This window comes from Phenylobacterium sp., from assembly GCF_030645195.1.
In the GTDB taxonomy this organism is placed as follows: Bacteria; Pseudomonadota; Alphaproteobacteria; order Caulobacterales; family Caulobacteraceae; genus Phenylobacterium.
This window is the reverse complement of record NZ_JAUSLW010000021.1, coordinates 1-13,557: the sequence shown is the minus strand read 5'-3', so window position 1 is coordinate 13,557 and position 13,557 is coordinate 1. Positions and strand designations below refer to the sequence as shown.

The 13,557-nt window shown below is 69.8% G+C and carries 8 protein-coding genes and 1 pseudogene; 3 read left to right on the top strand and 6 right to left on the bottom strand.

What is annotated here, in order from left to right; genetic code table 11:
- Together Q7T09_RS01730 and Q7T09_RS01725 are read right to left on the bottom strand one after the other, a co-directional pair.
- A pseudogene (locus Q7T09_RS01730) lies at positions 1 to 498 on the bottom strand (preprotein translocase subunit SecA); the annotation flags it as partial.
- Between the two features lie 224 nt (positions 499 to 722).
- The gene (locus Q7T09_RS01725) at positions 723 to 1,898 is read right to left on the bottom strand and encodes an acetyl-CoA C-acyltransferase (protein WP_304697240.1); all 1,176 of its coding nucleotides are present in this window, start codon (positions 1,896 to 1,898) and stop codon (positions 723 to 725) included.
- Between the two features lie 222 nt (positions 1,899 to 2,120).
- Here Q7T09_RS01725 and Q7T09_RS01720 point away from each other — a divergent pair, with 222 nt between their 5' ends.
- Positions 2,121 to 3,077: a peptidylprolyl isomerase gene (locus Q7T09_RS01720; RefSeq protein ID WP_370689186.1), complete on the top strand. Its 957-nt coding sequence runs from the start codon at positions 2,121 to 2,123 to the stop codon at positions 3,075 to 3,077.
- The gene (gene argJ, locus Q7T09_RS01715; protein WP_304697238.1) at positions 3,074 to 4,549 is read left to right on the top strand and encodes a bifunctional glutamate N-acetyltransferase/amino-acid acetyltransferase ArgJ; all 1,476 of its coding nucleotides are present in this window, start codon (positions 3,074 to 3,076) and stop codon (positions 4,547 to 4,549) included. Before Q7T09_RS01720 ends, argJ begins: the two co-directional genes overlap by 4 nt.
- Here argJ and Q7T09_RS01710 read toward each other — a convergent pair.
- From Q7T09_RS01710 to Q7T09_RS01700, 3 genes are all read right to left on the bottom strand, one after another.
- Positions 4,546 to 6,288: a methyl-accepting chemotaxis protein gene (locus Q7T09_RS01710; protein WP_370689185.1), complete on the bottom strand. Its 1,743-nt coding sequence runs from the start codon at positions 6,286 to 6,288 to the stop codon at positions 4,546 to 4,548. The two genes, argJ and Q7T09_RS01710, sit on opposite strands and share 4 nt — an antisense overlap.
- A 439-nt stretch (positions 6,289 to 6,727) precedes the next feature.
- Positions 6,728 to 9,067 (bottom strand): bifunctional diguanylate cyclase/phosphodiesterase, encoded by a 2,340-nt coding sequence (locus tag Q7T09_RS01705; RefSeq protein ID WP_304697236.1) that lies wholly within the window; start codon positions 9,065 to 9,067, stop codon positions 6,728 to 6,730.
- Positions 9,068 to 9,126: 59 nt separating this feature from the next.
- The gene (locus tag Q7T09_RS01700; protein ID WP_304697235.1) at positions 9,127 to 10,482 is read right to left on the bottom strand and encodes a FecR family protein; all 1,356 of its coding nucleotides are present in this window, start codon (positions 10,480 to 10,482) and stop codon (positions 9,127 to 9,129) included.
- A gap of 217 nt (positions 10,483 to 10,699) precedes the next feature.
- On the opposite strand from Q7T09_RS01700, the gene Q7T09_RS01695 reads away from it, so the two are divergent.
- On the top strand, positions 10,700 to 12,250 hold the full coding sequence (locus Q7T09_RS01695) for a ShlB/FhaC/HecB family hemolysin secretion/activation protein (RefSeq protein WP_304697234.1): 1,551 nt from the start codon (positions 10,700 to 10,702) through the stop codon (positions 12,248 to 12,250).
- 73 nt (positions 12,251 to 12,323) lie between these two features.
- Here Q7T09_RS01695 and Q7T09_RS01690 read toward each other — a convergent pair.
- Positions 12,324 to 13,557: DEAD/DEAH box helicase (locus tag Q7T09_RS01690; protein WP_304697233.1), on the bottom strand; the 1,234-nt coding region annotated here is incomplete at its 5' end.

The following is a 13,557-nucleotide window of genomic DNA, read 5'->3' as shown; positions in this document are numbered from 1 at the left end:
GGCCGCCTGGCGCTGGCCCTGGGACAGGCCGTGCACGATGTTGCCGCTGGTCAGGCCCAGGAAGCTGTAGACCTGACCCATCCAGTCGCCGTGCAGCTGGGCGAGGTAGTCGTTGACGGTGATGACGTGGACGCCCTTGCCGGCCAGGGCGTTCAGATAGACCGGCGCGGTGGCCACCAGGGTCTTGCCTTCCCCGGTGCGCATCTCGGCGATGCCGCCCTGGTGCAGGACCATGCCGCCCACCAGCTGTACGTCGAAGTGGCGCTGGCCCAGGACCCGGCGGGCGGCCTCGCGCACCACGGCGAAGGCTTCCTCCAGCAGCTGGTCGAGGGTCTCGCCCTTGGCCAGACGGGCCTTGAACTCGGCGGTCTTGCCCCGCAGCGCCTCGTCGGAGAGGGCCTGGATCTGGGTTTCGAGGGCGTTGATCTTCGCGACCCGCGCCATCATGGCCTTGACCTTGCGGTCGTTGGAAGAGCCGAAGAACCGTTGGAAGAGCATGCGAGGGGGACGTCCGGATGATGCGGGGCGGCGGCGGCGGCCGCATTGGACCCTTCGCCTGCCCGGAAATTCCGCTCTTTTCAGGGCGCGCGAGACTTAAGCAGCGCCCCTCCAAGTGTCAACGCGGCGAGGGTGAGCAAGCTTAACGCTCAAGCTCGGGATTCGCCCAAAGAAAAGGCCCTCCCGGTGAGGGGAGGGCCGATCTTGTCGTTCAATTCGGGGTCTCAGTAGACTTCGAACAGGCCTGCGGCGCCCATGCCGCCGCCGATGCACATCGACACCACGGCCCACTTGGCGTTGCGGCGCTTGCCTTCCTGCAGGACGTGGCCGGCCAGACGGGCGCCGGTCATGCCGTAGGGGTGGCCGATGGCGATGGAGCCGCCGTTGACGTTGTACTTCTCGGGATCGATGCCGAGCTTGTCGCGGGAATAGAGGCACTGGGAGGCGAAGGCCTCGTTCAGCTCCCACAGGTCGATGTCGCCGATCTTCAGGCCGTGGCGTTCCAGCAGGCGCGGGATCGCGAAGACCGGGCCGATGCCCATCTCGTCGGGTTCGCAGCCGGCGACGGCCCAACCCTTGAAGGCGCCCATCGGCGACAGGCCGGCCTTTTCGGCGGCCTTGCTGTCCATGATCACCACGGCGGCGGCGCCGTCCGACAGCTGGCTGGCGTTGCCCGCGGTGATGAACTTGTTGTCGCCTTCACGGACCGGCTTCAGCTTGGCCAGGCCTTCCAGGGTGGTGTCGGGACGGTTGCACTCGTCCTTGTCCACCAGGGCGTCGACGATGGACTCTTCCTTCGTCTCCTTGTTGACCACCTTCATCTTGGTCTTCAGGGGGACGATCTCGTCCTTGAACTTGTTGGCCTGCTGGGCGGCGGCCATGCGGCGCTGGGATTCCAGGCTGTACTCGTCCTGGGCTTCGCGGCTGATCTTGTAGCGCTCGGCGACGATGTCGGCGGTGTCGATCATCGGCATGAAGACGCCGGGATACTGCTGGAACAGGGCCGGGTCGTTGTTCTCACGCGAACCGCCGCCACCGGGGAAGGACAGGCTCTCGACGCCGCCGGCGACGACCGCGTCGGCCCCGTCGTTGCGCACATAGTTGGCCGCCGTGGCGATGGTGTTCAGACCTGACGAGCAGAAGCGGTTGATGGTCATGCCGGAGGTGGTGATCGGCATGCCGGCCAGCAGGGCGACCTGACGGCCGAGGTTGCCGGCGCCGTGCGCCACGTTGCCGATGGCGCAGTCCTCGATCGCCGAGGGATCCAGGCCGGAACGCGCGACGGCGTTCTTCACGGCGTGGGCGCCCATGGTCATGGTGGGGGTCATATTGAAGCCCCCGCGACCGGACTTGGCCAGGCCCGTGCGGGCATAGGAAACGATTACGGCTTCACGCGTCATGAAAATAGATCCTCCCGGAAAATGGACCGCATCGGCCTGAATGTTGGGGCCGCGCGGGGCTATATCGGCGGCAACCTTTGCATCCCGTGGCGTAAATGGCTAGGGACGGACGCCGGACTGATGGCGATTTTCGACTTAGAGGTATGGCCGATGGCGCTGGGAAGTTTGACCCGCATTTCGCACCCGGTCCGCACGATGATTGTCGTGTTGGCGGCGACTCTGATGCTGGCTTCCTGCGGGAACCGCACAGGGGCGGAACATCCTCCCGAGCCGGGCGACGCGGCGGTGGCCAAGGTCGACGGCCACACCGTCTGGGCCTCCGACGTCAAGCGCGAGGCCGTCGCCCAAGGCCTGATCGGCGAGGGCGAGCCCCTGGACGTCTCGTCGGATCTGTTCCGGCGGGTGATGGACGAGGTGGTGGATCAGAAGCTGCTGGCCAGCGAGGCGCTGAAGCGCAAGCTCGACAAGGATCCCGCCGCCCAGCGCCGCCTGGCCGCGGCCCGCGAGCGGATCCTGGGCGACATGCTGGTGGAGAGCACCGTCTCCGACGCCGTCAACGAGAACGCGATCCGCGGCCTCTATCAGGAGCAGCTCAAGCTCGCCAAGCAGTCGGAGGAGATCAAGGCCCGCCAGATCGTGCTGGCCAGCCTGGCCGAGGCCGACGCGGTCAAGAAGCTGCTGGCGGCCGGCGCGTCCTTCGAGGCGCTGGCCATGGAGCGCTCCACCGACGCGGCCACCCGCTTCAACGGCGGCGACCTGGGCTATTTCACCACCGACGTCATGCCCGAGGCCTATGACGCCAACCTCAAGACCGCCAAGGCCGGCCAGATCGTCGGGCCCTTCGAGGTCGACGGCGGCTGGGCCCTGGTCAAGGTCGAGGACCGGCGCCTGGAGCAGCCCATCACGCTTGAGGCCGCCCGGCCGCAGATCGTGCGCTTCCTGACCTATGACCAGGTCCGCGACCTGCTGGAGAAGCTGCGCGCCCGCTCCAAGATCCAGACCCTGATCCGTGCGCCCCAGGACGTGCCCGGCGCGCCCAAGGAGCCCGCCAGTGCTCCGCCGGCCGCCCCCGGCGCCGCCCCGGTTCCGGCCGCCCCGCCGGTCGCCGCCGCGCCCGCGGCCAAGACGCCCACCGCCAAGGCCCCCGTCCAACCCGCAGCCAAGGCGGCCAAGCCATGACCCGTCCGCCCGCCAAGACCCCCAAGGCCGCCAAGCCCGCGGCCAAGAAGGCCCCGGTCAGGGCGCCCGCCCAGGCCGCCGCCAAGACCCCGGCCGCCATCGCCCTGGAGGTCGCCTCCAAGCCGGTGGAGGTGGTGGGCCAGACCATCGAGCGCGCCCGCGCCGCTCTGAAGCGCGCCGACAAGCAGCCCCAGGCCGACGTCTCAACCCCGGCGACGCCCGCGCCGGCCAAGGGCGCCCTGCCGGTCTCGCCCCTGGCGGTTCCCTTCCCGAAAATCCCGCCCATCGCCGGGGTCCAGATCGCCACCGCCCGGGCCGGTTACTACAAGCACGAGCGCGAGGACCTGATGGTCATGCGGTTCGCGCGGGGGACCTCGGCCGCCGGGGTCTTCACCCGCCACGGCATCGGCTCGGCGCCGGTGGACTGGTGCAAGAAGCATCTGGAGATGTCCAAGGGCGCCGATGCGCGCGCCCTGGTGGTCAATGCCGGCTGCGCCAATTCCTTCACCGGCAAGCCCGGCGCCGACGCCGTGCGCCGGGTGGCCTCGGCGGTGGCCAAGCGTTTCGACTGCCGCCAGCGCGACGTGATGGTGGCCTCCACCGGCGTCATCGGCGTGCTGCTGGACGACGCCAAGATCACCCAGCGCCTGCCCGACATCGAGACCCGCCTCACCGACGACGGCTGGGCGGGCGCGGCGCGGGCCATCATGACCACCGACACCTTCCCCAAGGGGGCCTATGCCGAGGCGATGATCGACGGCGAGAAGGTCAAGATCGCCGGAATCTGCAAGGGCTCGGGGATGATCGCGCCTGACATGGCCACCATGCTGGCCTTCGTGGCCACGGACGCGGCCATCTCGCCCGCCGCCCTGCAGACGCTGGCCAGCCTCTATACGCGGACCACCTTCAACTGCGTGACGGTGGACGGCGACCGCTCCACCAACGACACCCTGCTGCTGTTCGCCACCGGCCAGTCCTCGGCGCCCCTCATCAGCCGCGCCGGCGACAAGCGCCTGGCCGACTTCCGCGAGAAGCTGGAGGCCGTGCTGCTGGACCTGGCCCTGCAACTCGTCCGCGACGGCGAGGGCGCCAGCAAGTTCGTCAAGATCAACGTCACCGGCGCCGAGAGCCCGGCCTCGGCCCGCAAGATCGCCCGCACCATCGCCGAGAGCCCCCTGGTCAAGACCGCCTTCGCCGGCGAGGACGCCAACTGGGGCCGCATCGTCATGGCCGTGGGCCGCGCCGACGAGCCGATCGACCGGGACAGGGTCAAGGTGCAGTTCGGCCCCCTGATCGCCGCCCAGGACGGCCTCATCTCGCCCACCTATGACGAGGCCAAGATGAGCGCCTACATGAAGAATCCGGAGCTGGAGGTCAGCGTCGACGTCGGCGTCGGCAAGGGCGTCGCCAGCGTCTGGACCTGCGACCTCACCAAGCAATATGTCGCCATCAACGGGGATTATCGGAGTTAGGCGGCGCGCCGGGACCGGTCAGAGGGCTGTTCATGCGCCTCGCCCACCCGGAACTGGCCGACCAGCTCGAACAGGCGCCCGACCTCATGGTTCAGGGCGATGCTGGCCGCGGTGGATTGCTCCACCATTGCGGCGTTCTGCTGAGTCATCTGATCCATCTGATTGACCGCCACATTGATCTGTCCCAGGCCGGTGGCCTGTTCGGCGGCCGAGGCTGAGATCTCGGTCACGAGCTGATAGATGCCCGAGACCTGGCTGACGATATCGCCCAGCGTCGCATTGGTGTCGTTCACCAACTGCACACCACGCCCGACCTGGCTGGACGAGGCCGCGATCAGGGTCTTGATCTCCTTGGCGGCCTCGGCCGAGCGCTGGGCCAGGGCCCGCACCTCGGAGGCGAACACCGCGAAGCCCTTGCCGCCGTCGCCGGCGCGCGCGGCCTCGACCCCGGCGTTCAGGGCCCGGAGGTTGGTCTGGAAGGCGATCTCATCGATGACGCCGGTGATCTGACCGATCTGGGTGGAGGAGGCCTCGATTCGGGCCATCGCCGTGGCCGCCTCATTGACGACCAGGCCTGACTGCTCGGCGGCCGACCTGGAGGTGTTGACGGCCTTCTGCGCCGACTGGGCGCCCTCGGCGGTCCTGCGGACCGTGGCCGTGATCTCATCAAGCGCCGCGGCGGTCTCCTCCAGGCCAGCGGCCTGCTGCTCGGTGCGCCGCGACAGGTCATTGGCGGCGCTGCCGATCTCGCCGGAGCTGCCGCGAATGGCGCCGGCCGCCTCGATGATGGTCCGCAGGGTCTGTTCCAGCTTGGTCATGGCGGCGTTGAAGTCCCGACGCAGCTGGTCGTATTCGGCGTCGAAGGGCTCGGTCAGCCGGAAGGCGAGGTCGCCGGCCGCCAGCTGGTTGAGGCCGCTGGCCAGGCCCTCGACCACCATGAACTGCGCCTGGGCGCGAGCCTGCTGCTCCTGCTGCTGGCGCGCCTGGGCCTCGGCCTCGATTTGACGGCGGCGGTCGGCTTCGGCGGCCTCGGCCTGCAGCTGGCCGAGGATGACCTGTTGCAGCGCCCCGACGGCCCGACCGATGGCGCCGACTTCGTCGCCGCGCTTCGCCCCTTCGATCGCCACGTCGGTTCGCCCGTCGGCGAGGGCCTGCATGTCGGTGGCGAGAGTCTGGATCGGGCGCACCACCGTGCGCAGGGTCGCGACAATCAGGCCGACGGCGAAAAGGACGCCCAGGATCAGGGTGGCCATCACCACGCCTTGGCCCAGGGCGGCCCTGGCCTTGGCGTCGGTGGCGTTCTTGGCCGCGCCCTTCTCGAGCTCGTCGGAGGTCACCTCCATCTGCACTTCCAGTTTTTCGAACCTGTCCTTGAAGTCAGCCAGGGCGACGGTCGCCGCGGCGGGATCGCGCCCGGCCCCGTCGACGATCGACTCGGCCGCGGCGACATAAGCCGTGAGCGGCGCCTCGACCCTGGCCAGGGCGGCTCGGGTGGCCGGCTCCCGGACGAGCTTGGTGTTACGCGCCATGGAGTCGCGGAAGCTCTTGCTGTGCGCGGCGAGATCGCCACGAACCTCCTCGGGGTTCACCCCCGCGGCGGGGTCGCTCGCCAGGATCGCCGACAGTACATCGCTGCGCAGGGCGTCATGCATCATGTCGGCCTGCATGTGGTTTCGCAGTATGGCGCTGGACCGAGCGGTATCCTCAAGCGCCCGATCGAGCCGGGCGGTCGCCCACATGCCCGCGCCACCGCTCGCGCCTGCCATCAGCAGTACGGCCAAACCCGCGGCCGTGACCTTGCTTCGAATTGTCCGCAACATTCCGACCCCCTTAGAAGACGGTTGGAGGATGGGCAGTTCATTCTAAACGAAAGATAAATTATGAGCGGGACGCCAGTTATTCGCAACTATAGGTAAGCGTATAAAGCAAAGTTGCCGACGTTAGATTGGTATGATGTGACGCGTCGTCTTAACGGAGGGGGGTGCCTCCTCGTCTTTCGATCTGTGTTTTCAGCATGCCGGTCCGAATCCAAGGATTTCGCGGATATATACCCAAAATGCGCATACGAATTCTTGCGTGGAATTGAACTCGTCATCGGTCATCGCCTCGCAGCGTTTTCCGTCGCGCGCGCTGGACTTGATCGCGCTCGACGGGTCACTGCGCGATCAGGCGCGGCCTCTAGGCGGCCCGCTCGTTGGCCTGCCGCGCCTCGTCGCCGCGCCAGGCCGTCAGGAACGGGGTGAGCTCGGCCAGGGGGACGGGGCGGGAGATCAGGTAGCCCTGGATGGCGTCGCAGCCGAGCAGGGTCAGCGTCGCCTGGATTTCCGGGGTCTCCACGCCCTCGGCCACCACCACCATGCCCAGGCTGTGGGCGAGATCGATGGTCGATTTGACGATCAGGCGGTCGCGCTGGCTCTCGGTGACGGAGACCACCAGGGACTTGTCGATCTTCAGTTCGTCGGCGTCGAGCAGCTTCAGATAGGACAGGGACGAGAGGCCGACCCCATAGTCGTCGATGGACACCTTCAGGCCCACGGCGCGGAAGCCGCCGATCGCCGCGGTGGCCGCCGCCGGGTTCTCGATCACCGCGGTCTCGGTGATCTCCAGGCAGAGGCCATGGTCCTTGCCGGCGACCAGGGCGCGTAGCTGGTCGCAGAACCCCCGGTCGGCCAGCAGCCGGGCCGAGATGTTCACCGAGACCATCAGATCATGGCCGGCCGCCTTCAGCAGGGCGCGGTCGGCTAGGGCGCGCTCCAGCGTCCATTCGGTGAGCTCCCGGATGCTGCCGGTCTCCTCGGCGATGCCGATGAAGCTGTCGGGCGGGATGTTTCCGCGGACGGGATGTTTCCAGCGGATCAGGGCCTCGACGCCACGGATGACCCCGTCCGCGGCGGTCAGTTTCGGCTGGTAGTGGAGCGCCAGCTCGCCCGCGCGCAGCCCGCGGCGCATCTCGGTCATCAGGGCCAGGTTGAGGGAGGGGTCGACATAGGTCTCGGTGTCAAAGGTCACGACGCGGCGGTTCGACTGGCGGGCCTCATCCAGGGCCAGGGTCGCGTTCTCCAGCAGGCCCTCGGCGTCCTGGTCCGCGGAGATCCTGTGCGAGACGCCGAGCTTCAGGAAGACGTCGACGGCGTGGCCGGCGACCTCGCGCCCGGGATCTAGGCCCTCGAGACGTTCGAGGTCGGCCATCAGCGCGCCAAGGTCGGGCCGTTGAAGCACCAGACCCAGGACCGAGGTCGAGAGGTGGGCGACATCGCTGTCGCCGCAGATGTCCGCCAGCTGAGCGGCCACGTCGCGGACGATCAGGTTGGAGAGGCTGTAGCCCACCGCGCCGCGCATGGTCGGATAGCGGTCGATGCCGACCGCCACCACCGCCAGGGCGCCGCTTTCGGATCCACCCATGCGGGTGGTGAGGTCGGCCAGCAGGGCGCGCCGGTTGGCCAGGCCGGTTTCCGGCTCGTGCATGGCCAGGTGCAGCAGACCGGCCTCGCGCTCATGGATGATCGACTTGGCGCGGCGGTCCAGCTCCGCCCGCGTCGCCCACAGCAGGCACAGAAGTTGGGCGACCAGCAGGGGGGCCACCGAGAGGCTGACCGGGGTCAGGTCCTGGATCAGGACGGGCAGGGCCAGCAGGCCGACCCCCACGGCGGCGTGCCGACGGGACAGGGCCCGCAGCGAGGTCTCACCGGCCTCGGCCCGCAGGAACCAGGCCAGCAGGCAGGTCAGGGCGAAGGTGATCCAGGCCGGCGGGGTCACCAGGGCCCGGCCGGCCGCCAGGTTCTCGAAGGCCAGGGCATGGATATAGACGCCGTTGACGGTGCCGGCCTGCGGCGTGGCGAACTCGTCCCCGAGCTCCAGCGCCGTGGCGCCGATCAGGATGGTGCGTCCCCGCACCGCCTTGGGGTCGAAGCGGTTGCGGTAGACGTCCTCGAAGCTGAGATGCGGGATGTCGGTCACCGTCATCCCGTAGTCGATCAGGAAGGTGCCGTTCCGCTGGTTGGGGACGCCCGCAAGGGCCGCGGCCATGGACTGGCGGTAGGCGCCCGCCTCGCCGAAGCCGTAGGCGTAGTGTCGCACGCGGCCGTCGGCGTCGACCGGCACGTTCACGCTGGCCAGCAGGGCCTCCGCCGAGAGGCCCCCCAGGGGCGAGGTCTCGACGAGCTTGGATTCGCCGTCGGCCCGGCTGGCGGGCTGGACGAAGGTGGGCAGGATCACCGACCCCGGCTGCTGGGCGATGGCGCGGGCCAGCATCCGGTCGGCCTCGGGCGCGGCGGGGGCGCTGAAGTCGACGTCGAAGGCCACCACCTTGGCGCCGGCCGCCTGCAGGTTGGCGATGGCGGTGGCGAACCGGTCCCGGCCCCAGGGCCACCGGCCGGCGGCTCGCAGGCTCGGGACGTCGATCTCCACCACCGTGATCTGGTGGCTGGTCGGCCGCTGAACGCCTTTGAAGCGCAGGGTCGCAAGGCCGTCCTCAAGGGGAACGAGCACCCCGGTGGCCATCGCCAAGGCGACGGCCACGGCGACCGCCCCCAGTCCGAGGACCGACCGGAACCGCTGCGCGAGCCCGAGACCTCGGCTCACTTCGCCACTTTGCCGTTGCCGTTGCCGGTGGTCGCGGCGCCGGTGTCGGTGGTGGCTCCGCCGTTTCCGTTTCCGGCGCCGTTGTTCCCGGCGCCGTTTCCGGTGGTCGCGGCGGCGGTGTCGGTGGTGGCTCCGCCGTTGCCGTTGCCGTTGTTCCCGGCGCCGTTTCCGGTGGTCGCCGCGCCGGTGTCGGTGGTGGCTCCGCCGTTGCCGTTGCCGTTGCCGTTGCCGTTGCCGGCGCCGTTGCCGTTGTTCCCGGTCCCGGCATTGCCGCTGTTCCCAGGGGCGGTGTCGGTAGAGGCTCCGCCGTTTCCGGCGCCGTTACCGTTGTTCCCGGCGCCGTTTCCGGTGGTCGCCGCGCCGGTGTCGGTAGTGGCTCCGCCGTTGCCGTTGCCGTTGCCGTTGCCGTTACCGTTGTTCCCGGTCCCGGCATTGCCGCTGTTCCCAGGGGCGGTGTCGGTGGAGGCCCCACCGGCGCCGTTGCCGTTGCCGTTGTTCCCGGTCCCGGCGTCACCACTGTTTCCAGGGGCGCCGCCGGTTGAATTTGCGCCGCCCCCGGCGCCCTGGGCCATTTCCGGCTGGCGGTCGTTGCGCGCCACCTGGCTGGCCATGGCGGACGGGGCGCCCGCGTCGGCGCCGCCGCTCGGAGCGCCGGTCATGGCGGCGATGGACCGCGCTTCGCTGGCGATCGCCGTTGGCCCCCCGGAGTCCACCAGGCCCCCGGAGACGCTCTTGTAGTCCAGGGGTTCGATCGCGACCGCCGCGGGCTCTCCGGCCGTCGGCGTCACCGCCGCCCCGACCTGAACCGCCTGCGGCGCATTGCGCCAGATCGTGCCGCTGGCGCCGGCCGGCACGTCGCTGCCGGTGTCGGACGCGTTGGCTCGAACCTCGACCAGCCCCTCGGCCACGTTCACGGCGTCGGCCTGCGGCCCCACCACGACGGTGAAGGTGGTGCCCTTGACGATGGCGGCGAGCAGGGGCGTGTCGACCCGGAAGTGGGGCGCCTTCTGCTTGTCCACCTGGAACAGGATCGCACCGAGATCCTGCGCGATGCGGGTGAAGCCGCCGGCGTCCGGGGCCACGGTCATGCGGCTGTTGGGCCCCACCACGATGCGCTGGGCCCCGTTGTCGAGGCTCGCCCGCGCGCCGAGGGTGGTGGTGACGCTGGAGCCGGTCGGCAGGACCTGATGCAGCCGCGCTGGCGCGGCCTCCGCGCCGGGGACGGCGATTCGCACCGTGCCGGTGACCTCGGTCAGCCGCCATTCGGCGGCCTGGGCCGAGCCGGCGGCGAGGGCGAGGGCGAGGGCCGAACAGGCCACCAGGCGGGCCCGCACGCGGGAAGGTTGAAACATGGTCTGGCGCCTCCACGAGGCCATAGAAATTGGCGTTGCGGGCAGGAATAGCGCGCTCGTGGCTAAGCCTTTGCTAAGGCGGGGGAAATTTTTGATTCATTAGGGTCCCGTTCACCATATTCGGGCACGACAGCCTGTGAGGTTCGCAGGCGGGCAAGGTGTGTCTGGGTCAAAGGCGGGAGCGTGGCGGACTGCGAACTGGCCTGTCCGCCTGGCCATGCTCATCGCCGCGGCCATGTTCGTGGCGATTCCGGTCTTCGCCTGGCCCGGGTCCGAGGCCCCGGTCGGCGCGGCCTGCGATCAGCCCGACAGCGGCTGCTTTCAGCTCAACGCCGTCAGCCTCGAGGGCCTCACGGTCTACAAGCCCGGCGCGCTCGCCCCGCTCTACCAAGCCTATCTGACCCGCGAGGTCGGTACGGCCGACCTGGTGGCCATCGCCACGGCGATCACCGACAGGTACCGGGCCGACGGATATTTCCTCTCCCGCGCCGTGGTGCCGCCCCAGACCCCGGGGACGGGCGTCGCGCGGATCCGGATCTATGAGGGCTATGTCAGCGCCGTGAAACTCACCGGGATCGGCGCCCCGGCCGTCAGTCCGTACCTGAAGGGCCTGGCCGAGCAGCGCCCCCTGCGGCTGGCCGACCTCGAACGCCGGTTGAGCCTGGCGGGCGACGAGCCGGGCATCCGGGTCAAGACCCAGCTGGAGCCGATCCTCGACGATCCGGCCCGTCACCGCCTGGTGGCCGTGGCCGAGCTGAAGCCCCTGGTGGTCACCACCTATGTGGACAACCGCGGGCCCAAGACCAGCGGTCCCTGGCAGGGTTACGCCCGCGGCGCCAGGAACTCGGTCATCCGTCCGGGCGACCAACTGGCCCTGGCGGTGCTCACCGTTCCCAACGATCCAAGCGCGTTCACCTATGGCGAGGTGAGCTATTCGGCGCCGCTGCAGGGGGGCGCCCGCCTGCGCGGGTCGATCGGTGTCGCCCGCGCCCGCGATGGCGCCAATGCCGCCTCGAAGGACGTGGGCAGCGAGAGCCTGGCCGCCAGCCTGAGCTACGTGCGTCCGCTGCAGCGCAGCCGCAAGCTGAACACCTGGGCCCAGGTCACCGCCCAGGCCCGGCATATCGAGCAGGACTGGACCGACACCGGCGGCTATGCCGACAACGTCGTGGTGCTGCGGGGCGCGCTGAACGCCGACCTCACCCAGCCGGGGCGCGCCACCAACCTCTTCGCCCAGGTCTCGGCCGGACAGCGTGGCAAGCCGGAGGTCCAGCCGGGCCGCGGCCTTTCCCGCGCCGACGCCTCGCGGCAGTTCGTGAAGGTCAACGCCCACGCCTCGCACTACCGCGACCTGGGTCTCTGGGCGGGGTTCTATGTCTCCGCCGACGGTCAATGGTCCCCCGACCGCCTGCTCTCCTCCGAGGAGTTCGTGGTGGGCGGCGCGCCCTATGGCCGGGGCTACAACTACGCCGAGATCGGCGGCGACCGGGGCCTGGCCGGCTCCGCGGAGCTGCGCGCCGGCTTCAGCCCCAAGTCGGGGCCCTTCAGCTTCCTCCAGGGCTACGGCTTCTTCGACGCCGGCAAGGTCTGGAACCTCAGGCCCACCGGCGGCAGCGCCGACCTGGCCTCGGTCGGGGTCGGGGTCCGCGCCCGCGTCGGCGACCGCGCCACCCTGGGGGCCGAGGCCGCCCGGCCCCTGACCCGCACCCCCTATGACCGGCGCAAGAAGGTCTGGCGGCCCTTCTTCTCGCTCTCGACGCGGTTCTAGACTAGCCACAGCAAAACGCCCCGCGGCTAAGCCACGGGGCGCTTCGTGTTTTCAGATCACATCAGGCCATCGACTAGTCGATGGGGCTCCAGCGCTTGGCCGGGGCCGAGTCGCCGTCGCGCTTGGGCCCCTTGAAGGCCGCCTGGCTGATGGGGGTGGTGGAGGCCCGCTCGCCGCCCGTGCGGGCGCCGTGGGGGTGACGATCGCCACCGCCGCCGTTACCGCCGGCCGCCTTGGCCGGACGGTTGCGCTGCTTGCGCAGGCCGCCGGGCAGGTCGCTGCGGCCCTGGGGCTTGCGCTGGCCGCGGTCGGTGTTGCGGTCACCGGCGCGGTCGCCGCCGTGGTTCTTGCGGCCGGCCTCGGCGCGCTCGGCGGCCACTTCGGGCATGGCTTGGGTCATGACCATCAGGGCGCGGTCGCCGCGGCGTTCCTCGGTGGGGATGGTCTGGCGGGTCACCTTCTGGATGTCGCGCAGCAGGTTGCGTTCGTCGTCGGCGCAGAAGGCCACGGCCGAACCGCCGGCCCCGGCGCGGGCGGTGCGCCCGATCCGGTGGACGTAGGATTCCGGCACGTTGGGCAGTTCGTACTGCACGACGTGGCTCACGGCGTCGACGTCGATGCCGCGGGCGGCGATGTCGGTGGCCACCAGGGCGCGGACCTCACCGGCCTTGAAGGAAGCCAGGGCGCGTTCCCGCTGGCCCTGGCTCTTGTCGCCGTGGATGGCCGCGGCCTCGACGCCGGCGGCTTCCAGGGACTTAGCGACCCGGTCGGCGCCGCGCTTGGTGCGGGTGAAGACGATGACGCGCTTGAAGTTCTTCTCGGCGAACAGCTCGCAGAGCAGGGCGCGCTTGCGGGCGGTCTCCACGAAGATCACCTTCTGGTCGACGCGTTCCACGGTGGTGGCCTGCGGGGCGACCGAGACCTTCAAGGGGTTGGGGTTCAGCAGTTCGCCGGCCAGCTTGCCGATCTCGGTGGGCATGGTGGCGGAGAAGAACAGGTTCTGCCGTTCCTTGGGCAGGTACTTCACGATCCGGCGGATGGGCAGGATGAAGCCCATGTCCAGCATCTGGTCGGCCTCGTCGAGGACGAAGATCTCCACGCCGCCAAGCGTGATGGTCTTCTCGCCGAGGTGGTCGATCAGGCGGCCGGGGGTGGCCACCAGCACGTCGACGCCGCCGGCCAGGGCGCGCATCTGGCCGCCGTACTTCACACCGCCGAACACGACGGCGACGGAGACGCCCAGGTGCTTGCCATAGGTCTTGAAGCTCTCGCCGATCTGGGTGGCGAGTTCGCGGGTGGGGGAGAGC